Origin of the sequence: Streptomyces sp. NPDC090025, from assembly GCF_044748125.1 — a bacterium.
Classification (GTDB): domain Bacteria; phylum Actinomycetota; class Actinomycetes; order Streptomycetales; family Streptomycetaceae; genus Streptomyces.
This window is the reverse complement of sequence record NZ_JBIVFL010000006.1, coordinates 282,379-308,092: the sequence shown is the minus strand read 5'-3', so window position 1 is coordinate 308,092 and position 25,714 is coordinate 282,379. Positions and strand designations below refer to the sequence as shown.

Annotated in this window: 24 protein-coding genes and 1 riboswitch; of the genes, 7 read left to right on the top strand and 17 right to left on the bottom strand. The window is 72.2% G+C overall.

What is annotated here, in order from left to right; genetic code table 11:
* Positions 1 to 120: 120 nt before the first annotated feature.
* The 8 genes from ACIPXM_RS17520 to ACIPXM_RS17485 form a co-directional block, all read right to left on the bottom strand.
* A complete protein-coding gene (locus tag ACIPXM_RS17520) occupies positions 121 to 1,506 on the bottom strand; it encodes an NAD(P)/FAD-dependent oxidoreductase (RefSeq protein ID WP_401656042.1) in 1,386 nt (461 codons plus the stop codon).
* A 413-nt stretch (positions 1,507 to 1,919) separates the two neighbouring features.
* Complete coding sequence (locus tag ACIPXM_RS17515) at positions 1,920 to 2,834, bottom strand: exopolyphosphatase (protein ID WP_401656040.1); 915 nt, start codon at positions 2,832 to 2,834, stop codon at positions 1,920 to 1,922.
* A complete protein-coding gene (locus tag ACIPXM_RS17510; protein ID WP_401656038.1) occupies positions 2,831 to 3,400 on the bottom strand; it encodes a DUF501 domain-containing protein in 570 nt (189 codons plus the stop codon). The genes ACIPXM_RS17515 and ACIPXM_RS17510 overlap by 4 nt, the downstream gene beginning before the upstream one ends.
* A gap of 16 nt (positions 3,401 to 3,416) precedes the next feature.
* A complete protein-coding gene (locus tag ACIPXM_RS17505) occupies positions 3,417 to 3,887 on the bottom strand; it encodes a septum formation initiator family protein (protein ID WP_401656036.1) in 471 nt (156 codons plus the stop codon).
* 119 nt (positions 3,888 to 4,006) lie between these two features.
* Positions 4,007 to 5,293 carry a phosphopyruvate hydratase gene (gene eno / locus ACIPXM_RS17500; protein WP_401656034.1) on the bottom strand — a complete coding sequence of 429 codons (1,287 nt, stop codon included), beginning with the start codon at positions 5,291 to 5,293 and terminating at the stop codon, positions 4,007 to 4,009.
* Between the two features lie 333 nt (positions 5,294 to 5,626).
* Positions 5,627 to 6,370 carry a transglycosylase family protein gene (locus tag ACIPXM_RS17495; RefSeq protein WP_401656032.1) on the bottom strand — a complete coding sequence of 248 codons (744 nt, stop codon included), beginning with the start codon at positions 6,368 to 6,370 and terminating at the stop codon, positions 5,627 to 5,629.
* A gap of 3 nt (positions 6,371 to 6,373) precedes the next feature.
* Positions 6,374 to 6,548: riboswitch (cyclic di-AMP (ydaO/yuaA leader) on the bottom strand.
* 257 nt (positions 6,549 to 6,805) lie between these two features.
* On the bottom strand, positions 6,806 to 7,840 hold the full coding sequence (locus tag ACIPXM_RS17490; protein WP_401656030.1) for a transglycosylase family protein: 1,035 nt from the start codon (positions 7,838 to 7,840) through the stop codon (positions 6,806 to 6,808).
* 218 nt (positions 7,841 to 8,058) lie between these two features.
* Positions 8,059 to 9,426 carry a cytochrome P450 gene (locus ACIPXM_RS17485; RefSeq protein ID WP_401656028.1) on the bottom strand — a complete coding sequence of 456 codons (1,368 nt, stop codon included), beginning with the start codon at positions 9,424 to 9,426 and terminating at the stop codon, positions 8,059 to 8,061.
* A gap of 106 nt (positions 9,427 to 9,532) precedes the next feature.
* Between ACIPXM_RS17485 and ACIPXM_RS17480 the strand changes: the two genes are divergently transcribed.
* Positions 9,533 to 10,744, top strand: a complete 1,212-nt coding sequence (locus ACIPXM_RS17480) for a globin domain-containing protein (RefSeq protein WP_401656026.1) — start codon at positions 9,533 to 9,535, stop codon at positions 10,742 to 10,744.
* Positions 10,745 to 10,812: 68 nt separating this feature from the next.
* Here the strand turns inward: ACIPXM_RS17480 and ACIPXM_RS17475 are convergent, their stop codons facing one another.
* The 4 genes from ACIPXM_RS17475 to ACIPXM_RS17460 form a co-directional block, all read right to left on the bottom strand.
* Complete coding sequence (locus tag ACIPXM_RS17475) at positions 10,813 to 11,835, bottom strand: nucleoside triphosphate pyrophosphohydrolase (RefSeq protein WP_401656024.1); 1,023 nt, start codon at positions 11,833 to 11,835, stop codon at positions 10,813 to 10,815.
* Between the two features lie 110 nt (positions 11,836 to 11,945).
* The gene (locus ACIPXM_RS17470; protein WP_401656022.1) at positions 11,946 to 12,587 is read right to left on the bottom strand and encodes a SurA N-terminal domain-containing protein; all 642 of its coding nucleotides are present in this window, start codon (positions 12,585 to 12,587) and stop codon (positions 11,946 to 11,948) included.
* A gap of 90 nt (positions 12,588 to 12,677) precedes the next feature.
* On the bottom strand, positions 12,678 to 13,094 hold the full coding sequence (locus ACIPXM_RS17465; protein WP_401656199.1) for a GtrA family protein: 417 nt from the start codon (positions 13,092 to 13,094) through the stop codon (positions 12,678 to 12,680).
* A 2-nt stretch (positions 13,095 to 13,096) separates the two neighbouring features.
* On the bottom strand, positions 13,097 to 14,134 hold the full coding sequence (locus ACIPXM_RS17460; protein ID WP_401656197.1) for a glycosyltransferase family 2 protein: 1,038 nt from the start codon (positions 14,132 to 14,134) through the stop codon (positions 13,097 to 13,099).
* A gap of 124 nt (positions 14,135 to 14,258) precedes the next feature.
* Between ACIPXM_RS17460 and ACIPXM_RS17455 the strand changes: the two genes are divergently transcribed.
* The gene (locus ACIPXM_RS17455) at positions 14,259 to 16,616 is read left to right on the top strand and encodes a YfhO family protein (protein ID WP_401656019.1); all 2,358 of its coding nucleotides are present in this window, start codon (positions 14,259 to 14,261) and stop codon (positions 16,614 to 16,616) included.
* Here ACIPXM_RS17455 and ACIPXM_RS17450 read toward each other — a convergent pair.
* On the bottom strand, positions 16,605 to 17,000 hold the full coding sequence (locus ACIPXM_RS17450) for a hypothetical protein (protein ID WP_401656017.1): 396 nt from the start codon (positions 16,998 to 17,000) through the stop codon (positions 16,605 to 16,607). The genes ACIPXM_RS17455 and ACIPXM_RS17450 overlap by 12 nt on opposite strands.
* A gap of 146 nt (positions 17,001 to 17,146) precedes the next feature.
* On the opposite strand from ACIPXM_RS17450, the gene ACIPXM_RS17445 reads away from it, so the two are divergent.
* The 4 genes from ACIPXM_RS17445 (at position 17,147) to ACIPXM_RS17430 (ending at position 19,459) form a co-directional block, all read left to right on the top strand.
* Complete coding sequence (locus ACIPXM_RS17445) at positions 17,147 to 17,989, top strand: helix-turn-helix domain-containing protein (RefSeq protein ID WP_401656015.1); 843 nt, start codon at positions 17,147 to 17,149, stop codon at positions 17,987 to 17,989.
* Positions 17,971 to 18,168 (top strand): DUF397 domain-containing protein, encoded by a 198-nt coding sequence (locus tag ACIPXM_RS17440; RefSeq protein ID WP_401656013.1) that lies wholly within the window; start codon positions 17,971 to 17,973, stop codon positions 18,166 to 18,168. The genes ACIPXM_RS17445 and ACIPXM_RS17440 overlap by 19 nt, the downstream gene beginning before the upstream one ends.
* Positions 18,169 to 18,258: 90 nt before the next feature.
* Positions 18,259 to 18,729, top strand: coding sequence for a carboxymuconolactone decarboxylase family protein (locus ACIPXM_RS17435; protein WP_401656011.1), 471 nt, complete (start codon positions 18,259 to 18,261; stop codon positions 18,727 to 18,729).
* Positions 18,730 to 18,811: 82 nt separating this feature from the next.
* Entirely contained in the window at positions 18,812 to 19,459 is a 648-nt protein-coding gene (locus tag ACIPXM_RS17430; protein WP_401656009.1) for a dihydrofolate reductase family protein, read from the top strand.
* Between the two features lie 82 nt (positions 19,460 to 19,541).
* Here the strand turns inward: ACIPXM_RS17430 and ACIPXM_RS17425 are convergent, their stop codons facing one another.
* The 4 genes from ACIPXM_RS17425 to ACIPXM_RS17410 all read right to left on the bottom strand — a co-directional run bounded on the left by ACIPXM_RS17425 (position 19,542) and on the right by ACIPXM_RS17410 (position 24,649).
* Positions 19,542 to 19,946: a hypothetical protein gene (locus ACIPXM_RS17425; RefSeq protein WP_401656007.1), complete on the bottom strand. Its 405-nt coding sequence runs from the start codon at positions 19,944 to 19,946 to the stop codon at positions 19,542 to 19,544.
* Between the two features lie 121 nt (positions 19,947 to 20,067).
* A complete protein-coding gene (locus ACIPXM_RS17420) occupies positions 20,068 to 21,630 on the bottom strand; it encodes a protein kinase (protein ID WP_401656005.1) in 1,563 nt (520 codons plus the stop codon).
* 4 nt (positions 21,631 to 21,634) lie between these two features.
* A complete protein-coding gene (locus ACIPXM_RS17415; RefSeq protein ID WP_401656003.1) occupies positions 21,635 to 22,333 on the bottom strand; it encodes a hypothetical protein in 699 nt (232 codons plus the stop codon).
* Positions 22,334 to 22,465: 132 nt separating this feature from the next.
* Positions 22,466 to 24,649 carry an N-6 DNA methylase gene (locus ACIPXM_RS17410; RefSeq protein WP_401656000.1) on the bottom strand — a complete coding sequence of 728 codons (2,184 nt, stop codon included), beginning with the start codon at positions 24,647 to 24,649 and terminating at the stop codon, positions 22,466 to 22,468.
* A gap of 189 nt (positions 24,650 to 24,838) precedes the next feature.
* Between ACIPXM_RS17410 and ACIPXM_RS17405 the strand changes: the two genes are divergently transcribed.
* On the top strand, positions 24,839 to 25,603 hold the full coding sequence (locus tag ACIPXM_RS17405; RefSeq protein ID WP_401655998.1) for a DUF4190 domain-containing protein: 765 nt from the start codon (positions 24,839 to 24,841) through the stop codon (positions 25,601 to 25,603).
* Positions 25,604 to 25,714 lie beyond the last annotated feature (111 nt).

The following is a 25,714-nucleotide window of genomic DNA, read 5'->3' as shown; positions in this document are numbered from 1 at the left end:
GGTAGGCGTTCCACTCCCGCGACGGGGCAATGAGTACGGAAAAACACGCGAAGGGCCGTCCGCACCACGGATGGCGGACGGCCCTTGCGGGGGTACTGCTGGGCGGCGAGGCCCTCCGTACTACGAAGCCTTGGCCTTCTCCTGCGCCGGGGCGGCCGGCGCAGGGGCGGGCTTGGCCGCCTCGTAGAACTCCTCGCGCGGCGTCTCGATGGCACCGAGGGAGACGACCTCACGCTTGAGGAACATCGCCAGGGTCCAGTCGGCGAAGACGCGGATCTTGCGGTTCCAGGTCGGCATGGCCATGCCGTGGTAGCCACGGTGCATGTACCAGGCGAGCCGGCCCTTGAGCTTGATCTTCATCTTGCCCATGACGATCATCGCGACGCCCTTGTGGAGGCCGAGACCCGCGACCGCGCCCTTGTTGGAGTGCGCGTACTCCTTCTGCGGGAAGCCCCGCATGCCGGAGACCACGTTGTCGCCGAGGACCTTGGCCTGGCGCAGCGCGTGCTGGGCGTTCGGCGGGCACCAGGCGCGCTCGGCCGGGACGCCGGCCTTGATCGCGGCCAGGTCCGGGACCTGGGCGTTGTCGCCCGCGGCCCACACGTGGTCGAGGCCGTTGACCTGGAGCTTCTCGTTGCAGTCCACGTGGCCGCGGGGGCCGAGCGGCAGACCGAAGCGGGCGAGCGCCGGGTTGGGCTTCACACCGGCGGTCCACACGATCGTGTTGGAGTCGACCTCGAGGCCGTTCTTCAGCACGACGTGGCCGTCGACGCAGGAGTCCATGGAGGTCTGCAGGTAGATCTCGATGCCGCGGCTCTCGAGGTGCTCCTTGCCGTACAGACCGAGCTTCGGGCCGACCTCGGGGAGGATCTTGTCGGCGGCGTCGACCAGGACGAAGCGCATGTCCTCGCGCTTCACGTTCTGGTAGTACTTCGACGCGTCGCGGACCATGTCCTCGACCTCACCGATGGTCTCCGCGCCCGCGAAGCCGCCGCCCACGAAGACGAAGGTCAGCGCCTTGCGGCGGACGTCCTCGTCGGTGGTCGAGTCGGCCTTGTCGAGCTGCTCGAGAACGTGGTTGCGCAGGCCGATGGCCTCCTCGATGCCCTTCATGCCGATGCCCTGCTCGGCGAGGCCGGGGATCGGGAAGGTGCGCGAGACCGCGCCCATCGCGATGACCAGGTAGTCGAAGGGCAGCTCGTACGCCTCGCCGACGAGCGGCGCGACGGTGGCGACCTTGCGGTCCTGGTCGATGGTGGTGACCCGGCCGGTGAGCACCTCGGCTCCGCGCACGACGCGTCGCAGCGGGACGACGACATGGCGCGGCGAGATGCTGCCGGCGGCGGCTTCGGGGAGGAAGGGCTGGTAGGTCATGTACGACCGCGGGTCGACGACCGTGACGGTCGCCTCGCCGTAGCGCATCTTCTTCAGGATGCGCCGAGCTGCGTACAGACCTACGTACCCACCGCCTACTACGAGGATCCTGGGACGCTCCGTGGTGCTCATGCATCCGAGTATCCACCCCCCTGGGAGGGGTGGCTCGTGCGCCCCTTCACAAGCTTCTGGACCACCTCTGCTACACTCCGCCGCCCACGTGACCGAGGTCATGGTCCAGCAAAGGAACCACCGGTCCCCGGGGAACGTTGTTCACCCCTTGTGAACTGGCCTGGAGAGGCTTCCTTGACGCCGAACCGCAGGGCGCGTTCACACGATGGAAACTTCGAGCGAAGAGGGCTTCCCGCCTACGAAAGGGCCCTGCGAAGCCCCTCGGAGGGACCAAAGCCCGTCCGTGGCCTCCAACAGGGCCCTTTCTCTTGTGAAGAACTTCACGAACCTTTTCGACGACCCGTCGCCAAACCGCATCGGGGAGGGTCCGAAGGGGCCCTCGCAGGCCCCTCACAGGGAGGTATAGGCCCCCGCTATGCGACGGATAGCGCGATCCCATCGAGGATGTCGTGCTCGCTGACGACGACCTCGGCGGCGCCGCTGCGCTCCATGATCTCGGCCAGGATCAGCGCCCCGGCGATGATCACGTCGACCCGGCCGGGGTGCATCACGGGGATCGCGGCGCGCTCGTCGTGGGTGGAGCCGAGCAGCCGCTCGACGACCGCGTCGACCTGGGCCCGGGAGAGCCGGGCGTGGTGGATGCGGGTGGAGTCGTACGCGGGGAGGCCGAGCACCACTCCGGCGACGGTGGTGACCGAGCCGGCCAGGCCGACCAGGGTGTCCGCCTCGGTGAGCGGCACCGTCTCGGCGGCCAGGTCGAGCGCGGCCCGGACGTCGGCGCGGATCGCGGCGACCTCGTCGGCGGTCGGCGGGTCGTTCTGGACGTGCCGCTCGGTGAGCCGGACGCAGCCGATGTCGACCGAGCGGGCCGCCTCGACGTGCCGGTTGCCGACCACGAACTCGGTGGAGCCGCCGCCGATGTCGACGACCAGGCGGCGGTCGTCCCCGGTGAGCTCGCCGGTGGCGCCGGTGAAGGAGAACTCGGCCTCCTGGGCGCCGGTGATCACCTCGGGCTCGACGCCCAGGATGTCGACGACCCCGCGCACGAACTCGTCGCGGTTCTCGGCGTCGCGGGACGCGGAGGTGGCGACGAAGCGGATCTTGCGGGCGCCGAGCTCCTCGATGACGGCCGCGTAGTCGCGGCAGGCGGCGAAGGTGCGCTCCAGGGCCTCGGGCGCGAGCCGACCGGTGCGGTCCACGCCCTGACCGAGCCGGACCACGGTCATCCGGCGGTCGAGCTCGGTCAGCTCGCCGGTCTCCGGGTCGACGTCGGCGACGAGGAGGCGGATGGAGTTCGTACCGCAGTCGATTCCGGCGACCCGGGTCACGCGCCGCCCTCCTTGTTCTCCTCCGCGGCGGCCCCGGCCTGCGGCTTGTCGCCGCACGGGTTCACGCAGGGGCCCTTGGCCCACCACTCGGGCAGCATCGCGAGCGCCTCGTCGCCGAACGGGTTGACCCCGGGGCCCGCGACCAGCGAGTGGCCGACGAGCACGTGCAGGCACTTGACCCGGTCCGGCATGCCACCGGCGCTCGGGAAGCCCTCAAGGACCTCGATCGCGTCGCGGCGGGCGATGTAGTCCTCGTGCGCGGCGCGGTAGGCGGCGGCGAGCTCCGGGTCGGTGGCGAGCCGGCCCTGCATCTCCTTCATGACCCCGTTGGCCTCCAGGGTGCCGATCGCGGAGGCGGCACGCGGGCAGGTCAGGTAGTACGTGGTCGGGAACGGGGTGCCGTCCGGCAGCCGGGGCGCGGTCTCGACGACGTCGGGGTTGCCGCACGGGCAGCGGTGGGCGATGGCGCGCAGGCCGCGCGGCGGCCGGCCGAGCTGGGCCTCGAACGCGGCGACGTCCGCGTCGGTCGGCTCGGTGCGTTCGGTCTGCGGAGGGGGCGTTTCCATCATGATCCTGGGTTGGTCAGTGGCGGTCGGCGTTGTCCACGCCGTCCCACAGGTTGTCGTACCAGGGGCGGTCCGTCGCGCCCTGGTCGGTGCGGGGCCGGTGCTCCGCTTCCGGGTCGTTCACGGTGAAGCCGGTCTCGCCGGGCATCACGTAGTGCAGGTGCTCGCGGGCCAGGCGGCGTACGTACGCCGGGTCCTGGAGCCGGGCCTTCTCGTCCCGCAGCTCCTCGACCCGCTGCGCGGCCTCGGCGGCCTTGCGCTCCTGGTCGGCGATCTCACCCTGCTGGGAGACGTACTGCCGCATGGGGTAGGCGAGCGCCACCACCAGGGAGCAGACGACGAGCGCCAGGAACGCCGCACGGCCGGTGAGCCGGGAGCGGCGGGCCTGGCGGCGGGTCTGGGAGCGGTAGACGCGGGCGGCGGTCTGCTCCCCGAGCAGCTTGATCCGGGTCGCGGTCGAGAAGCGGTCCCGGTCCTTCACGGCCATGTCGTCCGCACTCCCCTTCGCGCTGCTCGCCTCGGCTTCCCGTCGCCCGCCCTGCTCAGACGTACGTCCCCGCACACGGTACGGGACCGAGTGCGGGGACGTACGGATCAGTGCGGGTGTCAGCCCTTGAAGCGCGGGAAGGCGCTGCGGCCGGCGTAGACCGCGGCGTCGTCGAGGATCTCCTCGATGCGCAGCAGCTGGTTGTACTTGGCGACGCGCTCGGAGCGGGCCGGGGCGCCGGTCTTGATCTGGCCGCAGTTGGTGGCGACGGCCAGGTCGGCGATGGTGACGTCCTCGGTCTCGCCGGAGCGGTGCGACATCATGCACTTGAAGCCGCTGCGCTGGGCCATCTCGACGGCGTCCAGGGTCTCGGTCAGCGAACCGATCTGGTTGACCTTGACCAGGAGGGCGTTGGCGCTGCCCTCCTCGATGCCGCGGGCGAGGCGCTCCGGGTTGGTGACGAACAGGTCGTCGCCGACGAGCTGCACCTTGGCGCCGAGCTTGTCGGTGATGACCTTCCAGCCGGCCCAGTCGTCCTCGAACAGCGGGTCCTCGATGGAGACCAGCGGGTACGCGGCGACGAGCTCCTCGTAGTACTCGGTCATCTCGGCGGCCGAGCGGGACTTGCCCTCGAACTCGTACTTGCCGTCCTTGTAGAACTCGGAGGCGGCGCAGTCGAGGGCGAGCGCGATGTCCTTGCCGGGGACGTAGCCGGCCTGCTTGATGGCCTCGACGATGAGGTCGAGGGCGGCGCGGTTGGAGTCCAGGTTCGGGGCGAAGCCGCCCTCGTCGCCGAGACCGGTCGACAGCCCCTTGGTCTTCAGGACGGACTTGAGGGTGTGGTAGACCTCGGTGCCCCAGCGCAGGGCCTCGGAGAACGACTCGGCGCCGATCGGCGCGATCATGAACTCCTGGATGTCCACGTTGGAGTCGGCGTGCGAGCCGCCGTTCAGGATGTTCATCATCGGAACGGGCAGCAGGTGCGCGTTCGGGCCGCCGAGGTAGCGGAAGAGCGGCAGGTCGGACGCCTCGGAGGCGGCGTGCGCGACGGCGAGGGAGACGCCGAGGATGGCGTTGGCGCCGAGCGAGGACTTGTCCGGGGTGGCGTCCAGGTCGAACATCGCCTGGTCGATCAGACGCTGCTCGGTGGCGTCGTAGCCGACCAGCTCGGGGCCGATCTGCTCGATGACGGCGAGAACGGCCTTCTCCACGCCCTTGCCCTGGTAACGGTTGGGGTCACCGTCGCGGAGCTCGAGGGCCTCGAACGCACCGGTGGAAGCACCGGACGGAACAGCAGCACGACCGGTGCTGCCGTCGTCGAGGCCGACCTCGACCTCGACCGTGGGGTTGCCTCGGGAGTCCAGGATTTCCCGGGCTACGACGACGTCGATGGACGGCACGAGCATCTCCTTCTGGGATGTGACGCTGGTTGTGACGCATGCGGCAAGGTCTCGTTCGCCTTGCGACAAGAGCCTAACCGGCTCAGCGGGTCCGGCCAGCCGGGCGACCGCCCGCTGGGACGAAAAAGGACCCAAGGGCATGCATTTAGAGGCGAAAGGCCCAAGACCTACTGATCGGTAACGGACCGGCGGCCCGGAACCCGGCCGGGGACCCGGCCGGGAACCCCGTACCGGCGGGGCCCTGGCATGGGAAACCCCGGTCCGGAGCGCACGGGGGAAGGGCGCTCCGGACCGGGGTGGTCACCGCGGGGTCGTCAGGGGCGCGATGCGCCCCTCAGCTCACTTCAGGTGGAGCTGCTGACCCGGGTAGATGAGGTCGGCGTCCTGGACGACGTCCTTGTTCAGCTGGAACAGCTTCTGCCAGCCGCCCTTGACGCCGTGCGCCTGGGCGATCTTGCTCAGCGTGTCGCCGGCCACGACCTTGTACTCGCCGTCACCCTTCTTGACCGTCTTGCCGGTGGGCGTGGTGACGGTCTTCTGCGAGGTGCTCGGCTTGGCGCTCGGGGTGCTCTTCGGCGCCTGGCGCTGCTCGCTGCGGGTGGTCGGCTGCTGCGTGCTGCGCTTGGTGGAGTTCTTGGCGGAGCTCGACGGCTTCGAGGCGCTGCCGGAGTCGTTCGAGGAGGAGGACGAGGAGCCGCCGCCGTTGTACGAGGCGCCGGAGAGGCCCACGCCACAGCTCGGCCAGGCGCCCTTGCCCTGGCCCGCGAGGACCTTCTCGGCGATGGCGATCTGCTGCGACTTCGAAGCCTGGTTGGCGGTCGAGGCGTAGGCGGTGCCGCCGTACGCGGCCCAGGTGGAGGCCGAGAACTGCAGGCCGCCGTAGTAGCCGTTGCCCGTGTTGATGGACCAGTTGCCGCCGGACTCGCACTGCGCGACCCGGTCCCACTCGGAGGCGGTGGCGGCGTTGGCGGAGCCCGCGGTCATCAGCGGGGCGGCGACGGCGACGCCCGCCACACCGGCGAGCGTGACGACGCGGGTGGCCTTGGAGGGACGACGGTGTTTGCCCTTGCCGGAAAGCAGCATGGAAATTCTCCTCACCGACGCCTACGAGGTGAGCTGTCGGGTTCGGGCGTAGTGAGTTGCCCGGCCGCGTGACCTAGCACGCGGCTTCACCCCAAGCCGATCGTCGGCCGTCTGTCTCAACGGCCGGGGCCGGCACTTACCTTGGGTCCCCCGCTCCTGCCTACGGCGCTTGCGCGACGACTGTTCCCGTCGGGCCGGCGGCAGGATTCGGCGTTCCGGTGACGGGGCCCGCGGTGGCGAGCGGTGACGACCGTAGACACAAGCCCGGGAGAAGTTCAAAGACCATCAACCCGGAAAAATCGCCCCTACTTGCGCCCCGTCAGCTGCTGTTTGCGCAGGTGAGGGGCGAAGCGGGCAAAGTTTGCGGACGTGACACGCCAGTTCGGCAAGAGAGACCCATGTCTCACTTACGCAGAACGGACATTCAGGGACTGACTACCCCTCGGACGGAACCGCCCCGGATCCCAACTCAAGGCTCTGACCAGGGAGGATGAGGTCGGGGTCGGATCCGACCGTGTTCTTGTTGGCGTCATAGAGCGCCGTCCAGCCGCCGGTGAGGCCGTTGTCGTGTGCGATCGCCGAGAGGCTGTCGCCCGGCCTGACGGTGTATTCGTCCGCCTTGTCCGTCTTGTCGGAGCCGAGCACCCCGCCGAGCCCACTCCCCGGCGCCTTACCGTCGGTTGCGTCACCCTTCACCCCGTCAGTCGGAGCGGCATGCCGTCCGGAATCAGAGCTGTTGCCCGGGATGCCCGATTCATCTGTCGCGGCGTCACCCCGGTGCTTGCCGTTACCGGGGGTCGCGGACGCATCCGGCGTTCCGGACGTTCCCGGCGTACCGGGCGTCACCGATGAGCCCGGCGTGCCCGGCGTGCCCGGCGTGCCCGGCGATACGGGTGTGGTGGGCGTGCCGGGAGTGGCGGGCGTGGTCGGAGTCACCGTGGAGCCCGGGGTGCCCGGCGTGGTGGGCGTACCCGGAGTGGTGGGTGTGCCCGGGGTGGTGGGCGTCGCCGGTCCGGTGGCCGGTGCGGACGGGGTCGCCGTACGACCGTCGGCACCGCTGCCGGGGGCGGCCGGGGTGGCGGGTCCGGCGGGCAGGCCGGAGGTGCGGTTCGACTCGCCGACCGGGCCGGTGGCGCGCGGGGCGGTGCCGGGGCCGGGGTGCACGGCGGGCTTCTTGCCGTCGTGCGTCAGTCCGGCGATCGGGGCGCAGGTGGCCCACTGGGTGTCACCGGCCGCGAAGGCGCGGTCCGCGACGGCGATCTGCTGGGCGCGGCTGGCCAGGTCGGCGCTGGGCGCGTAGGCGAGGCCGCCGTGCCGCTCCCAGCTCTCCTGGGTGAACTGCAGGCCGCCGTAGAGGCCGTTGCCGAGGTTGGCGCTCCAGGCGCCGCCCGACTCGCATTCGGCGACCCGGTCCCAGGTCGGGGCATCGGCGGCGGAGGCGGAGCCGGTGGCGAGCAACGGCAGTGCCATGGCCGATCCGGTGACTCCCGCCGCGACGACGAGGGCGGGGGCCTGGCGGGGTCTGCGGTGACGTCCGTTCCCGGAGCGCATGCGGAGGGCCTTTCGCGTGACTGCTGGGCTGCGGGTGAACGTAGCGGCATTCGAACGTGAGTCACAAGTCGATGCAGCGGAGATCACGCGAAGATCACAGTTCTGATGACCCGTCAGGACTGTTGCGCCCGTTCCGTTCAGACGGGCCGTGGCCCCGTGCCCGGCCGGACTTCCGGGGTGAACTCCACCGGAAGGGTACGAAGCCCCCGCATGATGAGCCCGCCGCGCCAGCGCAGTTCGTCGGGATCGGCCCCAAGTCGCAGGTCCGGCAGCCGAGTCAGCAGCGTGGCGAGCGCGATCTGCCCCTCCATGCGGGCGAGCGGCGCGCCCAGGCAGTAGTGGATGCCGTGCCCGTACCCGAGGTGCTGGTTGTCCCGCCGGGCCAGGTCCAGGGTGTCCGGCCGGTCGAAGCGCTCGGGGTCGCGGTCGGCGGCGGCAAGCACCACGAGCACCGGGTCACCGGCCGGGATCCGCTGCCCGCCGAGCGTCAGCGGCTCGGTCGCGAACCGCCAGGTCGCCAGCTCCACCGGGCCGTCGTAGCGCAGCAGCTCCTCGACCCCGGTCTCCAGGAGCCCGGTGTCCCCGGCGGCGAGCGCGTCCTGCAGCCGGGTGCGCTGGCCGGGGTTGCGCAGCAGCGCGTGGACGCCGTTGCCGATCAGGTTGACCGTGGTCTCGAACCCGGCGAAGAGCAGGATGAAGGCCATCGCGGCGGCCTCGTTCTCGGTGAGGTGCTCACCGTGGTCCGAGGCGCGGATCAGGCCGGAGATGAGGTCGTCGGCGCCGTCGTCGCCGAGACCGGCGCGCTTGCGGTGGATGAGCTCGCCGAGATAGGCGCGCATCTTCTTCACCGAGCGGGCGACGCCGCCGCGCGGCCCGCCGCCGTGCCGGATCATCATCCCGGCCCAGTCCCGGAAGTCGTCCTGGTCCTCCGGCGGCACGCCGAGCAGGTCGCAGATCGCGTAGATGGGCAGCGGGAACGCGAACTCGTGGATGAGGTCGGCGCTCCCCCGCTCCGCGAACCCGTCGATCAGCCGGTCGGTCAGCTCCCGCACCCGCGGCTCGAAGGCGGCGACCCGGCGGGGCGTGAACGCCTTGGAGACGAGCCGCCGCAGCCGGGTGTGGTCCGGCGGGTCGATGTTGAGCAGATGCGTCATCAGCTCGGCCTTGCGCTCCCCGGGGATCCCCGTCTTGCCCTTGGCGTGCGCGGGCTCGTCGTGGTGCGCCGGGTTCTTCGACAACCGCTGGTCCGCCAGCGCCTGCCGGGCGTCGGCGTACCGGGTGACCAGCCATGCCTCCACCCCGCTCGGCAGCTTCGCCCGGTGCACCGGCGCGTGCTCGCGCAGCCAGGCGTACGCCGGGTAGGGGTCGGCGGCGAACTCCCAGGTGAAGAGCTCGGGCGCGGGACCGTGCGGGACGGCCGGTACGGCCGGTGCGTGCGGTGCGTGCGGTACGTGCGGTACGTGCGGTACGGGGGGCTGGTCGGGGGCGGTGCCGGTGGTGCTCACGCCCCCGACCGTACAAGGCGCTCGCGGAGCGGGGAGAACAAGGGGAAGGCCGCGGAAGTACGAAGACGGCACGCGCGGTGACACTCCGTGAACTAGATTCACCCGGGTGGATGCCCAGCTGCTCAGAAGCACGTTCGCGGTCGTCGAAAGACGCGCCGAGCACGCCGTCACGTTCTTCTACTCGCACCTCTTCTGGCACAACCCGGGCGTACGCGAGCTGTTCCCGAAGGACCTGACCCCGCAGCGCGACCGGCTGTTCGCCGCCCTCACTCATCTGGTGACGCACCTGGAGGACCCCGGGCTCGCGCACTACCTCGGGCAGCTGGGCCGCGACCACCGGAAGTTCCTCGCCACCCCGGCGCTCTACAGCGCGGTCGGCGGCAGCCTGGTCGCCGCGTTCGCGCACGCCGCCGGGGCCGCCTGGTCGATCGAGGCCGAGAAGGAGTGGACGGAGGCGTACGGACGGGTCGCCGAGCTGATGCTGGCCGGCGCCGAGGAGTCGGCGGCCGAGGGCGAGCCCGCCTGGTGGGACGCGGACGTGGTGGGCCACGAGCGGTACGGCGACGACCTGACCCGGCTCACCCTGCGGCCGCGCCGCCCCTACCCGTACACCGCGGGCCAGTACGTCAGCGTCAGCAGCCTCCACGTGCCCCGGGTCTGGCGGACCTACTCGCTCGCGGGCGCCCCGCGCCCGGACGGCATCCTGGAGCTGCACATCAGCCGGATCGAGGGCGGGCTGATGAGCACCGCGCTCACCGACCGGCTGCGGGTGGGCGAGACGCTGCGGCTCAGCACCCCCGGCGGCGCGCTGACCGCCCGCACCCCGCCCGGCAAACCCCGCACCTATATAGCGGGCGGCACCGGCTGGGCGCCGATACGGGCGCTCCTGGAGGAGGCCGCCGAGGACGAGCCGGAGCTGGCGGGGCGACTGTTCCTGGTGGCCCGCGCCAGGGAGTACCTGTACGGCCTCGCCGAGGCCGAGCGGCTGTCCGTACTGCTCCCCGGACTCCACGTCACCTGCATCACCGCCGCCCCCGGCCGACCGCGCGACCAGGCCACCGAGCGGCTGCTCCAGGCGCTGCGGGCCTCGGTGCAGTGGCCCGCCCACGACGTCTATCTCGCCGGGCCGCCCGCGCTGCTCACCGAGGCCACCGAGGAGCTGACCGCGCTCGGCGCCGATCCGGCCCGGGTGTTCCACGACCGGCTGCCCGCCGTCGGCCGGATCCCGGCCCGCCCCGGCAGCCGGGCCGAGTGGCTGCTCGAACCGCCCCCGCTGCACTGGCACAACCCCGAGGCCCGCGCCCCGCGCGAGCCGTAGGCCGTCAGGCCGTCAGGCCGTACCGGCAGGTCCCGGTGCGCCGTCAGGCGCCTTCCACGGACGCCTCCTCAGACGCCGTCCACGCCGTCCACGCCGTCCACCCCGTCCACGCCCTCCGCCGCCCGGATCGCGTCCCGGTAGACCCGTCCGGCCGCCCGCAGCGCCGCCTCCGGGTCGACCCCGGCGGCCTCCGCCCGTACGGCCAGCGCGAGCAGTTCGTACCCGAAACCGTCCCCGCCGGGCGGCGTCACGTCGAGCCCCGCGGTGCGGACCCGGCCCGCGAGCTTCGCCGCGAGGGCGAGCCCGGGCTGGCCGAGCGGCACCCCGTCGGTGACCGAGGCGCGCTGCTTCTCCTCGGCCTTGGTGCGCAGCCAGTGCGCCTTGACGTCCTCGGGGGTCTCGGCGACGGCGTCGCCGAAGACGTGCGGGTGGCGGTGGATCAGCTTCTCCACGATGGTCCCGGCGACGTCGTCGACCGAGAACGGCTCCTCGGCGTCCTCCTCGGCGATCCGGGCGTGGAACACCACCTGGAGCAGCACGTCGCCGAGTTCCTCGCGCAGCGCCTCGCGGTCGTCGTCCTCGATCGCCTCGACGAGTTCGTACGCCTCCTCGATGCCGTACTTGGTGAGGCCCTGGTGGGTCTGCCGGGAGGACCAGGGGCATTCGCGCCGGATCCGGTCCATCACCTGCACCAGGTCGAGCAGCCGCGCGCCCGGCAGGTCGTACGAGCCGGGCAGCAGTTCCAGGTCGGGCATGGCGAAGCGTCCTGACCCGGCCATCCTGGCCAGCCCGTCGGTGAGCGCCTGGTCGCCCTCGCCGGACGGCAGGACGACGACGGTACGGTCACCGGCGCACGCCTCGACCAGTTCGGCGGCGGTCGGCCGCAGCACCTCGACGGCCACCCCGGCCTCGCGCAGATACGGCAGCTGGGGGTGGTCCGGGTCCGGGCACAGCACCCGGTCCGCCGCCCGCAGCGTCTGCCAGGCGGGCCAGGACAGCAGTCCCGGCGCCACCCGGTGGCTGGCGGTGAGCAGGACGACGCGGCCGGTGGCGCCGGGCTGCGCGGGGGTGTCGGGGCTCTGGGTGTTCACCCCTCGAACCTACCGCCCCACCGCGCGGCGTCGAACGCCCCGCCCGGCCACCCGCCCGGCCTCTCGGCCGGGCGGTCAGCCGGGCGGTCAGCCGGGCGGTCAGCCGCAGGTCAGAGGGTCTGGGGCTCGGGCGCCTTGCTGATCTGCCGCACCCACGGCGCCGTGTACGTGCCCAGCTGGATCTTCGCGTCGTCCCAGGCGCCGAAGCGCGGGTTCACGTCGATCTTCAGGGCCTTGGACGCCTGGCTGAAGGCGTCGGTGAGCTTCTTCTGGCCCTCGGGGGTGTTGGTGACCCCCAGCTTCTCGGCGAGCTTGTTCATCAGGACCGCCCGCCGGGCCACGTCGTCGATCTGGTCCGGCGCGACCCCGCGCTGCTGGAGCAGCGCGCTGCGCAGCTGCTCCTCGCCGCCGCTCTGCTTCACGAAGTCGGCCCTGGCCTGCTGGATCTCGCCGCGGCTGACGGTCACGCCGTTGTCCTCGGCGACCTTGTCCGCCACCCGGTCGAAGATCATGTCGTGCAGCTTCTGCCGACTGAGTCCGCCGCTCTCCTGGATCAGCCGGGTGGCGTCGGGCGAGCGCTCCTGCGCCTTGCGCACGTCCGCGACCTGGGCCTGGAGACTGGACACCTCGATCCGCTGCCCGCCGACGACGGCCGCCGCGCCCGGGTGGGCGTCGCCGCCGCAGGCGGTGAGCAACGGGGCCGCGGCGATCAGGGCGGCGGCGGAGAAGGAGAGCGCGGTGCGGCGGTGCAAAGGAGCCTCCCGGCGTGGGTCGTGCGTCAGTGGGACGACCGTGCGGTGATCGATGTTAGGCAGTCGCCGTGGCCCGGGCCACTACTTCGATTACTTCGATGCGACTGTTTCGGTCAACGACTCACGTGTTCGGGTGGTGTCGGGCCCCAGCATGATCGTCCGGGAGAGCACGAACGTGATGGGGATGGCCGACGCGGCGGCGACCAGCGGGGCGTACCGGCTGTCCATGCCGAGCAGGTCGACGAGGACGTACACGCCGACCGTGGTGATCACGAAGTTCGCCGCGTTGGTCAACGGGAAGAGCAGGAACTTCTTCCAGGTGGGCCGGGTGCGGTAGGTGAAGTACGTGGTGAGGAAGAAGGACCCCACCATGGACAGCGCGAACGCGGTGACATGGGCGACGAGATACGGCAGCCGCAGGCCGAGCAGCAGGTAGAGCCCGTAGTACGTGCCGGTGTTGACGACGCCGACCAGGCCGAAGCGGATCACCTGCCAGGTCGTGGTCATGCTCATCGGCGGAGCAGCTCCTCGTCGTCCACGCGGTCGTCCACGCGGTCGTCCACCTGGTTGTCCGTACCGTCGTCCGCCCGGTGCGCGGGCCGCTGGTCGCGGGCGCGCGGGGTCGGCACGGCCGCGTTGGTGGCCTTCACCAGATAGTGCGGGCGGCGCTTCACCTCGTAGTAGATACGGCCGACGTACTCGCCGACCAGTCCCAGCATCACCATCTGGACGCCGGCGAGCGCCGTGACCGTCACGAGCAGGGTGACATAACCGGGGGTGTCCACGCCGTTCACCATGGCGACACCGACGATCCACGCGGCGTACGCGAATGCCACGGCGACCAGGGTCAAACCGAGATAGACGGCCGCCCGGAGTGGCTTGTTGTTGAACGAGAGGAGTCCGTCGAGTCCGTAATTGAGGAGCTTTCCGAACGTCCACTTGGAACGCCCGTCCTCGCGGATCGCATTCTCGTACTCGAAGGTCGTCGACTTGAATCCGACCCAGGCGAACAGGCCCTTGGAGAACCGGTTGTACTCGCTGAGTTCCAGGATCGAGTCGACGGTACGGCGCGAGAGCAGCCGGAAGTCGCCGACGCCGTCCACGAGCTCGACGTCCACCAGGCGGTTTATCGCCCAGTAGTAGGCGCGGGCGGTCACCGTCCGGGTGACCCGGTCGCCCTTGCGCGTGCGCCGGGCGATGACCTGGTCGTATCCCTCGGCATGCAGCGCCAGCATGCGGTGCACCAGCTCCGGCGGGTGCTGGAGGTCGGCATCCATGATCACGACGGCGTCACCGCTCGCGTGCTGGAGACCGGCCAGCATGGCGGCCTCCTTGCCGAAGTTGCGACTGAACGAGACATAGCGCGCCCGGGGATCGTCGGCGGCGATCCCTTCCAGGAGGGGGAGCGTTCGGTCATGGCTTCCGTCGTCCACGTAGACGATCTCGAAATCTCCGTCGATGCGGGAGAGTTCCTTCGTCACATGGTCGTGGAAGCGACCGATGATCTCTTCTTCGTTGAAGCACGGGACCACGATCGAGAGCAGCACCACGACACCACAACCGGTCAGGATGTCCGGCCCGGATTCCGGCGGTGACAACGAGGCGACCAATGAATGAACTGCCCGGCGCGGGTGACCATTTCGTGCATTCGAGTGCGATATTCGAACCACGATGAAGATCCCGATTCCGCGAACCACCGGACGGGCCCCCCTGCTCGCGGCACTGCTCACCGCCGTCGCCGTGTGCGCGGGGGACGCCGTCGCCACCACCTTCCCCTTCGGCCACCACCGGCGCAGCGTCAACGACCTCGGCAACGAGTTCGTCCCGTTCCACGCGCACCTGTGGGACCTGCTGCACGGCCGCGCCGACGGCGGCCTGTTCCTGAACTGGCAGTCCGGCTGGGGCACCGGCTTCCTGCCCGACCTGGGCACCTATCTGACCAGCCCGTTCGCCCCGCTGGTCGCCCTCGCGCCGCGCGCGGACCTCGAATACGCGCTGTACGCCGTCACCCTTCTGAAGATGGCCGCGGCCGCCGCCGCGATGGCCTTCCTGCTGGGGCGGCTGCGCCCGGCGGGCGACCCGCGCGCCTGGTGGGCGGCGGGCCTGCTCGGCGCCGCCTACGGACTGTGCGGCTGGTCGGTCCTCGAAGCCGTCTACAACCCCATGTGGATGGACGGCCTGATCGCCTTTCCGCTGCTCTGCCTGGTGGGCGTGTGGGCGCGCGAGCGCCGCCGCCCGCTGCTCGGACCGCTGGTCGTCGCCGTCTGCTGGACCGCGAACTTCTACACCGCCTACATGGCCACCCTCGGCGCGGCCCTCGTGCTGATCGTGACCGCCCCGCACTGGCGGGTCATCCTGCGCGGCGCGCTCACCGTGCTGACCGGCGTGGCCCTGTCGGCCCCGGTCCTGGTCCCGCTCTACCTCGGCACCAAGCAGGCGTACCCCGGCGTCGTCCGCGACTTCGCCCCGGCCGGCGGCGGCGACCTCGCCGCCCGGCTGCTGCCCGCCACCTACGGCTTCTCCACCCCGGCGCTGTTCGTCTTCACCGCCGTCCCGGTGCTCGCCGCGTCGCTGCTGTTCCGCCGCCAGTGGCTGTGGCCCGCGCTCGCCACCGGCATCGCGCTGTCCCTGCAGTTCGGCCCGACCCACCTGGCCTGGCACATCTTCGCGACGCCGAACGGCAGCCCGTACCGGCAGACCTTCGTCCTCACCGGCGTCCTGGTGATCGGCGCCTGGGCCGCCGTCGCCGACGGCCTGCCCGAGCGGCGCCAGGTGCTCGGCGGCACCGCCGTCGTCGGCGTGCTCGCGCTCGCCGCGATCGGCAACGAGGAGACGACGGCGGTCAGCTGGATCCTGTTCGCGGCCGGTCTCGCCGCCGCCGTCGGCCTCGTCCTGCTGCGCCACCGGCGGCTGGCCGCCGCCCTGGTGGTCGGTGTGCTGCTCGCGCAGGCCGCCGCGACCACCGCCTGGGGCGACAAGGAACGGCTCGCCCGGCTCGACGACTATCCGGCGTGGAAGGCGTCCGACACCCGGCGCGCCGACGCGCTGCGCCGGGCCGACGGCTGGCCCGTCTACCGCACCGACTCCGGCCGCCCGCAGCGGGTCGGCAACGAACCGCTGGCGCTCGGCACCCAGGGCGGCTCCTACTACAGCAGCCTCACCCCGGACGTGCTGACCCGCACCATGGCCGCGCTCGGCGGCGGCTGGACCTCACGCGGCCGCAACCTGCAGAGCCTGGACAACCCGGTCACCGACGCCCTGTTCGCGGTCGGCGCCCGCTGGCGCGACGGCAAGGTGATCCGTACGGACACCCGGCTGCCGCTGGTGACGGTCCGGCCGCCGGGACCCGGACCGGTGTACGGGGCCTCCGCCTTCCGCAACCAGGAAGCGCTGCTCGGCGCGCGGGTGTACGAGCCCCCGACCGCTTCCGGCGCCTGCCGGGTCGGCACCGAGGTCTTCTTCTGGTCCCCCGACTACACCGGCACCGCGCGGCTCGGGAAGCGCACGGTGAAGCTGCGCGGCCAGCTCCTGAAGTGGCGGGCCGCCATGGTCTCCCTCGGCGTCCAGAAGGTCGCGGGCCAGCGCCCGCAGCTCCCGCCCAAGGGCGAACTGGCCTGCCTGGACCACACGCGCCTGCGCGCCGCCGTCGACCGGCTGCGCGCCACCGCCCCGACCGCCGTCCACGTCACGGACAACGGCTTCCGCGCCGAACTCCGCCCGGGCGCGGGCCCCGGCACGGTCGTCCTCTCCGCCCCGAGCATCGACGGCTGGACCTGCCAGGGCCACCCGGCCGGCACGTACGGCGGCCTGCTCGCCGCCCCGGTCACGGCGGGCCAGCGCGAAGTCTCCTGCACCTTCCGCCCACCGGGCCTGACCGCGGGCCTCGCGGCGGGCGGCGCGGGTCTGCTGGGCCTCGCCCTGTGGGTGACCCTGGCGACGGTACGGACCCGCCGCCGGGCCACGGCCGACGCGCGGGGCCCGTCCGCCCCGGCGGCGAGCGAACCGCTGGAGACGGCGTCACCGGTGTAGCGGGGCGTGCTGCTCCGCCGCCGCCTTCAAGTGGCGGCGGAGCAACACGTTCGCGTCGGCCTCCGCACTCCCGTCGTACCCCAGCCGCGCCTCCCGCCGCCGCGCGGCAAGACCGTCACACTCCGCACACCCGGGTACGGGCCGGGGCAGCGGGGGCAGCTCCACGTCGAGCGGCACGACGGCAGCGGCCCGCGCCCGCGCGTTGACCGCGCGCACTCCGGCGGTCAGCCGCTCATCAGGGGTGGCGGGGCGTACGCGGGCGGGCTCGGCCTGCCATTCACGGCCGCCGCCGAGGGGGCGGAGCATGGCGTAGGGGCCGAGGTGGCCCATGAACTCCGCTACCACGCAAGCCACTTCGTCGTACACGAAATCGCCGAGCTTCATGACAACCGTCCTAGGTGTTGGGCTACCCTCCGTAATGAGGCATGTCGAGAATGGAGCCGGGGCAGGGTGGAGAGGCCGGATTCGCGGCTGTTGATCCCGTGGCCGTTCCGGTACTTCCACACCTTCCACGAGAGGCGCGTGGTGCGATGCCACCGAGACGGGTGATCACGGGACGCAGCCAGGAGCCGAGGAAGCGCTTCGCGGAGGAGCTGCGCAAGCTCCGACTGGAACACAAGCTGAGCTACCGGATGCTGGGGGCCGCGCCGGGCTGGGACGCGACGCTCTTCTCGAAGATGGAGAAGGGGGAGACGATCGGCGGGCCGGAGGTCGTCCAGGCGCTGGACACGTATTACCGGTTGCCGGGGCTGCTACTGACGCTGTGGGAGCTGGCGGCAGGGGACAAGTCGCAGTTCAAGGCGCGATACCAGCAGTACATGGCCCTGGAGGCGGAGGCCCTGAGCCTGTGGCACTACGCGGTGAGCGCACTGCCCGGCTTGCTCCAGACCCGGGCGTACGCCCACACGCTGCTCAGCGAGGGCGGATTCGAGGGCGAAGAGCTGACCAAACAGGTGGAGGCGCGCATAGGGCGCCGGGACCTCCTGACGGAGGATCCCGCCCCTACGTTCCGCTCGATCCTCTCGGAGGCGGTGCTGCGTACGCCCCTGCCCGAGCGGGAGCACTGGCAGGAGCAGCTGAACGACTTGCTGATGATGAGCGAGCGCCGCAATGTGACCGTCCAGGTACTGCCGTTCTCGGCCGGGCCGCACGCGATGGGGAACACACACACCATGTTCCTCCAACCCGGAGAGGGTGGTGCCGTGGCCTGGGTAGAGACGGGCTACTCGGGCGAGCTGGTCGCGGAATCAGCCGCCGTCGCGCGGTTGCAGCTCCGATACGATCAAGCCCGCGATCGCGCCCTCTCCCCCGCCGATTCGCGGAAGTTCATCCTGCAGATACTGGAGGAAGCGTCGTGCGAGCCGTCGATCTGAGCAGCGTCACCTGGCGCAAGAGCTCTCGCAGCAACCAGGACGGCGGCGAATGCCTGGAGGTCGCCGACGGCCTCCCCCTCGTCCCCGTGCGCGACTCCAAGAACCCCACTGGCCCCGCCCTCCTCTTCGCCGCCACCGCCTGGTCCGCGTTCATCGACAAGGTCAAGAAGAACGCGTGACCCAGATCACTCCCCGCCGTGTCACACCTCGCCCGGCCGCTCCGTCATAGGGGTGTAGCGACGAGAACGACACGACAAGAGGAGCCCGTCATGGAACCCCGCCTCAACCCCTTCGCCGGTGCGGTCAGCGGCAAGCTCATCAAGCACCTCGGCGCGGCCGGCCAGGCCCTCACCACCAGCGGCCTGCCCGCGGCGACGCAGGAGCTGGTGAAGATCCGGGCCAGCCAGATCAACGGCTGCGCCTTCTGCCTCGACATGCACACCAAGGAGGCGGAGGCGGCGGGCGAGACGACCCAGCGGCTGCTGATGGTCGCCGCCTGGCGCGAGGCCAAGGTCTTCACGGACGCGGAGCGCGCGGCCCTCGAACTGACCGAGGAGGGCACCCGGATCGCGGACGGCACCGGGGTGTCGGACGAGGTCTGGGCGAACGCGGCGAAGCACTACGACGAGGAGCAGCTGCTTGCGCTCGTCGCGTTGATCGCGCTGATCAACGCGTACAACCGGATGAACGTGATGCTCCAGGTGCCGGGCGGTGACTACAAGGTCGGCCAGTTCGGCTGAGCCGCCCCGGTGCGTTGCGATGAGTTCCGGCCCGTCGCGGGGTCTCATCGACGGAACGGTCAGGCAACCACGGGAGGCCCCCATGCCGCAGCTGCTGCGGGTGCAGAACTTCAACATCTCCAGCGACGGCATCGCGGCGGGCGAGGACCAGACGCTGGAGAACCCGTTCGGGCTCGCCATCGACCCGGGCGTGCTGTTCTCCTGGGCCGGGGCCACGGCGAGCTGGCCCAACCGGACGGACCCGGGCGGCAGCCGGGGGCTCGACGACTACCTCACGCGCGACTTCAGGAACAACATCGGCGCGGAGATCATGGGCCGGAACAAGTTCGGGCCGCAGCGCGGGCCGTGGGAGAGCGAGGAGTGGAAGGGGTGGTGGGGCGAGGAACCGCCGTTCCGTACGCCGGTGTTCGTGTGGACGCACCACCCGCGGCCGTCGTTCACGCTCTCCGACACCACCTTCCACTTCGTCGGCGGTGAACCGGCCGAGGTGCTGGCGCGGGCGAAGGAGGCGGCGGACGGGAAGGACGTGCGGCTCGGCGGTGGCGTGCGCACGATCCGGGAGTTCCTGGACGCCGACCTGGTCGACACCCTGCACGTGGCGGTGTCGCCGGTGAAGCTGGGCACCGGTCTGAAGCTGTGGGAGTCGCCGGAGGAGCTGAGCGACCGGTTCCACGTGGACGTGGTGCCGAGTCCGAGCGGGGTCACGCACCACCTGTTCTGGCGGAAGTGACGGCGCGCCGCACTTCAGGCGTACGGGACGGGAAAGGGCCCGGTCGGCGACGACCGGGCCCTTCGCGCATGTCTCGCGCGGACTACTTCTTCTTGACCTCGTCGAGGCAGAGGACGAACTTGTCCGAGTTGAGCTGCTGGGCGAGCGCGGAAAGCTGGTCGCCGCACTTGGTCAGGTCGAAGGTGTTGTCGTGCACCTGGACGACCTTGAAGAGGTCGGCCTTGCCGGAGTCGCACGGCTGGGTGTCGACCTTCGGGTCGTTCTCCGCGCCGCTGACGGTCACGCACTCGCCGACCTTGGCGTGGATCGGGGCGTCACCGGTGACGTACGGCAGACCGAACTTCACCGCGGCGGCGATGATCGCCAGAACGACGAATCCGCCGATCTTCTTCAGCAGGCCGCCCTTCTTCTCGGGGGCGGGGGCGGCGACCGGCTCGGCGCCCTGCGGGGCGGCGAACGGGTCGGACGGCTGGGGCGGCGTGGTCATGGAAGATCCTTGAACGACGTGAACATGATCGAACGCGCACGTTACACAGCGCAAAATGGCCATTTCGGACCGTTTCGCTTCGTTCATGAAGGCGATACGGACTCGTGATTCTGGCGCGGGATCAGAAACCGCGGCCCATCTGCCGCTGCCGCTCCAACGCGCGGCGCAGTTCGTCCGCCAACGGGTGGTACGGCCCGAGCGCCCGCTCCACGTCGAACAGCAGCGCCCCCAGCTGCTCCTGGCCGCCCGCGTGGTCCCCCATCGCGAGCCGCAGCAGCCCGATCCGGTGCCGGATGTCGAAGGCGCGGGGCTGGTCGGCGGCCGTCCGCTCGTAGTGCGGAAGCAGCGCACGGTACTCGGTGAGCGCGGCGCTCGGGTCGCCGAGCTGCTCCAGGCACAGGGCGGCGTCGTAGCGGTACTGGAGGGTCTGCGGGTCGGCCGGGCCCGCCTCGGCGGCCCGGTCGTCGGCGAGGCGGCGCAGCTCGGGCAGGGCGCGCCGGTACTGGCCGTCGTCGAGCAGGGTGGTGGCGTACTGCTTGCGCAGGATGCGGACGACCGGGGAGTGCTCGCCGTGCTCGGCGGCGGCGGTCGGCAGGATGCCGCCGAGGATGTCCACGGCCTGGGTGATGGAGCCCTCGCCGAGCAGCCGCTTCACCTCGTCGACGGCCGCCGCGACGTCCTCCTTCGCGGGCGCGGACGCGGGCGGGGTGGCCGTGACCGGGGGCATCGGCGGGGGCGGCGGAGCCTGCGCGGGCGCCGGGGCGGCGGCCCGCTCGGGCCAGGGGGCGTGCGGGCGGCGGAACGGCCGGGTCGGGTCGAGCGGGCCCGCCGGGCCGCCCGCGCCGGGCGGCGGGAGCAGCGGCAGCAGCCGCTCGTACACCTCCTGCGCACCGGACGGCCGCTCCTGCGGGTCCTTGGCGAGCAGCCGGAGCACCAGGGCCTCCAGCGGCTCCGGCACCTCGGGGCGGACTCGGCGGACCGGGACCGGCGCCTCGTACAGATGCCGGTGCAGCACCCCGAGCGCGGTCGATCCGGCGAACGGCACGGTGCCGCTGAGGAGTTCGTGGAGCAGCACGCCGAGCGCGTACAGGTCGGTGTACGGGCCGACGGCGCCGCCCATGGCCTGCTCGGGCGCCATGTAGGCGGGGGTGCCGATGGGCGAGCCGGTGTGGGTGAGGCGGGTGGTGTCGCTGTCGAGGACGGAGGCGACGCCGAGGTCGAGCACGGTGACGGCGCCGTCGGGGCGGACCATCACGTTCCGCGGCTTGAGGTCGCGGTGCACGATGGGGACCGCGTGCACGGCGGCGAGCACCGCGCACAGCTGGGCGGCGACGGACACCGCCCACGGCCAGGGGTAGGGGTCGTGCTCGGCGAGGTGGTCGGAGAGGTCGGCGCCCGCCACGTACTGCATGACGAGGTACAGGTCGTCGCCGTCGCTGCCCGCGTCGTGCACGGTGACGAGCCCGGGGTGGTCGACCTGGGCGGTGACCCGGCACTCGCGGACGAAGCGGCGGCGCAGCTCGTCGGCGGCGGTGGCCGGGCCGCTGAGGGCGGCCGGGCTGAGCAGCTTCACGGCCACCCGGCGGTCGAGCCTGCCGTCGTACGCCGTCCAGACCTGGCCCATGCCACCCTGGCCGATCAGGGTGGCCAGCTCGTAGCGCCCGCCGACGACCCGTCCGTTCACTCGGTCACTTCCGGTCGTCCTGGGTGCGCAGCAGGTCGCTCAGCTCGTCGAGCTCGGCGCGGACCTGGTCGATCCGGGGGCTGGCGGGCGCGGGGATCGGCGCGGACGGCGCGATCGGCGCGGGCACGGGGACGGGCGAGGGCGCCGGTATGGGCGAGGGGACGTGCTGTTGGACGGGCGCGGGCCTCGCGACCGGAGCCTCGGGCGGTGGGGCGGCCGGTGCGGCGGGGGCGGCCGGTTGGGCCTGCGGGTAGCCGTATCCGAACGGCTGTCCCTGCGGCTGGTGCTGGACCTGCGGCAGCGGGTGGTGCTGGGGCACGGTCGCCGCGTACGGGTGGTACGGCGCGGGCACGGGCACGGACCGGCCAGGGGCGCGGCCGCGGCGGATGTCGACGACCAGGAAGTAGACGGTGAACGCCACGGCGTTGAGCAGGATCATGCCGACCACCCAGTCGGCCGAGGTGTCCTCCGGATCCTCCGGGATCAGCACCACACCGGCGATGACCACGGCGACCGAGACCGCGAGCAGGATCCAGTCGATCACCCGCCGGGTCAGCAGCGCGATCCGCAGCGCCGTCACCCAGACCAGGAGGCCGACGCTGAGCAGCGGGAGCACGGCGAACAGCACCCGCAGCGCGATGACGGTGGCCGACGCGCCGCGCTGCGGCGGCGCGGACGGCGGCGGATAGCCCTGGCCGTACATTCCTGCTCCCGTACTCCCGTACTCCCGGATCCCCGGTTCGAACCGACTGTCGAGGACGAGCGTATACACCACCGCCGACACCGTGCCCCGTTCGAGCGGATCGGGGGCGACGGGGCCCGGGAACCGGGGGCGTCAGGGGGCGACGGTGCCGTCCGCGAGGCCGTCGTACATGCCCTGCACGAGCTGTTCGCCGAGCCGCCCGGCCAGCCGCAGCACCTCCTCGAACTCCGCGAGCGCCCGGAACCTGGCGCCGTAGCGGCGCTGTTCGGCGAGCGGGAGGCGGGGCAGCTGGAGGCGGCGGACGTCGAGCCGGGTGGCGGTGGAGGCGTACGAGCTGGCCTGCCGGTTGTTGGCGGTGGCGCGCAGGAATCCGGCCAGGAACCAGGGGTCGAGGGCGGCCGGGTCGGGGCGCAGCAGATGGACGTTGCGGCCGAGCGCGGCGCCCTCGGCCGCGGCGTCGACCACCCGGGCGACCGAGCCGCCGCCGAGCACGGGGACCACGACGTCCCCTGCGGCGAGCAGCACCGGGTCCTCGGCGGGGCCTTCGGGCGGTGCCTCGGGGAGGCTGCCGGTGGGCGGGCCGCCGGCGAGCACGTCGGTGTCGGTGAGGACCCGGTGCTGCTCGCCGCCGGGGACGGCCGTTCCGGCGCCGCCCGCGCGCAGGGTGAGCGCGCCCGCGCGGGCGAGTTCACCGACGGTGGTCGCGGTCAGCCGGACGGTGGCGCCCGCGGTGCCCGGCGCGCCGGACGGCTCGGCGGCGGGGCTCGGGGTGAGGGCGACGGTACGGCGCAGGCTCTCGGTCAGCCGTTCGCGCACCCCGGCGAGCTGGGCGGCGCCCTCGGCCGCGGCGGGCGGCGGGAGGTGGCGGGCGGGGGCCAGGTCGACGTCGTCGTCGAGGAGTTCGACGACGGGCACGGACCGGCTCGCGCCGGGCGTCTCGGTGAGGGTGCCGTCGTCGTCGAAGGGGCGCCAGGCGGCGAGCACGACCTGTTCGACGGCGGGCCAGTCCAGGCGGTCGCGCCCGCTGCCGCCGCTCCCGGGGCCGGTGGCGGGCTCGGGGGCGGTGTCGACGAGCAGCAGTTCGGCAGCCGGGCGGGCGCCGGGGACCGGCTTGCGCAGCACCCAGAGGTGGAGCGGGATGCCGTACGGGGGTGCCGCGCCGGCCGGCAGGGCGACGACGGCCCGCAGCGCGCCGCGGCGCAGCAGGTCGGCGCGGACCCGGCGGCCTGAGCGGCGGGAGGCGGCGGCGGGCGGCATCAGCAGGACGGCGGTGCCGCCGGGGCGCAGCCGGGCCAGGGCGTGCTGGACCCAGGCCAGCTCGGACTCGGTGCGGGCCGGGAAGCCGTACTCCCAGCGGGGGTCGTAGGCGAGTTCGTCGTGGCCCCAGTTGCGCTCGTTGAACGGCGGGTGGCAGAGCACGGCGTCGGCTGCGAGGGCGGGGAAGGCGTCCTCGCGCAGGGTGTCGCCCGCGCGGACCTGGACGTCGGCGCGACCGGGCCCGGTGGCAGTGGCATTGGTGGCGGTCGTGGTCGCTGTGGTGGCGAGGGCGAGGCGCAGTGCGGTGAGCGCGGCGAGCTCGGGGTCGGCGTCCTGCCCGTACCGGGCGGTGTCGGGGGTCCCGGTCCCGGGGGTGGGGGGTGCGGGCGGCTGGGCGGCCAGGAGCAGGGCGCCGGTGCCGCAGGCGGGGTCGAGGACGGTGGCGGCGGGCCCGGCGAGGGCGGCCATCAGGGCGGCGGGTCCGGGCGGGGTGAGGGTGTACTGGCGCGGGTTGGCGTCCAGTTGGCGGCCGAGCAGGAACTCGAAGGCGGCGCGCGGTCCCGTCTCGCGCGGGCCGGACTCCTCGGCGAGCTCCAGTACGGCGCGGAGCAGCGGCGCGGAGGCGGCGAGGGTGCGGGCGTCGGGGGTACGGACGGCCCGCTCGGCCCCGAACCGCTCGGTCAGGACCTCTTCGAGCGGCACCGGGAGCAGTTCCGCGAGCCGGTCCTCGGGCGCGGCGGCGAGGGTGGTGAGGGCGGCGGCCCGGTCATGGACCAGGAGCAGCACGCAGCCCGCGTGGACGAGCGCGGTGACGGCGCCCGCCGGGTGTCCGGCGATCTGCTGCCAGACGCGCTCGCCGAGCGGGACCTCGGCGAGCTTGCCCTGGGCCCGCAGCCATTCCTCGACCTCGGCGAGGGCGAACGACGGGCTGGTCTCGGTGCCGCCGACCGGCTTGGGGAAGTCGGCGTGGCGGCGTCGCCAGTTGCTGACGGCCGCGCGGCCGACCCCCGCGAGCCGGGCGATGCCCGCCGCCGTCACCTCTGCTGCGCTCTCCGGCACTGCCACTCCCCTCGTCCCGCCCGATCGTCCCGCCTGACGTGTGTCGCCGATCTTACTGACGAACACAGGATTCCTCGCTTCACAGCGTGAGCGGACTTGTTTCATGCGAACCGTGTTGACTCGGTTCACAAGCTCTGCTGTGATTGACCCATCACACCAGACGAAGTCACTGTCCGGGAGGACACACCCATGTCGTACGACACGCAGCTCCCGCACTCCCCCGCTCCGGTGGCCCTGCGCAACGGCCTCGGCACCGCGGCCCTGATCCTCGGCATCATCGGCACGCTCTCCGGTCTGATCCCGCTGTTCTTCTGGCTGGCGGGCATCCTCGGCCTGATCGCGCTGATCCTCGGTCTGGTCGGCAGGGGCCGGGTCAAGCGCGGCGAGGCGAACAACAAGGGTGTCGCCCTGACCGGCGCGATCCTGGGCCTCGCGGCCCTGATCCTCTCGGTGGTCGGAGCGGTCATCACGTTCACCGCCGTGAGCGACGCGGTCGACGAGATCGACAAGACCCTGAAGGACGCCGCCCCGAAGACGCCCGGCGGCCAGGCCGCCAAGGGCAAGGCGCTCGCCGCCGACGACACCTCGGTCTACGACGACGACCTGAAGGTCACCGTGTCCGCCCCGAAGCCGTTCACGCCGGGCGAGTTCGCCATCGGCCACACCAAGGGCAGCAAGGCGTACCAGGTGACCGTCACCATCGAGAACGGCGGCAAGAGGGCGTTCGACTCCACCCTGGCCACGGCCTCCGCCCGCGCCGGCAAGAGTGGCACCAAGGCCGAGACGATCACCGACGACAAGGTCGGCGGCGGCTTCACCGGCTCGGTCCTGCCCGGCAAGAAGGCCACCGCGGTCTACGCCTTCGACGCCCCCGCCGACGCCAAGGACCTGACCGTCGAGGTCTCCCCCGGCTTCGACTACGACGCCGTCCAGTGGGACCTGAAGATCGGCTGACCCGCCGCCCCGGGGGCAGCCCCCGCCCCCGCGCCCGTACCCCCCTCCCCCGCACGCCCTCCCGCGCCTCCCCCGTTCCCCGCACCCCCGTGCTTCCCGTACGCCTCGCTT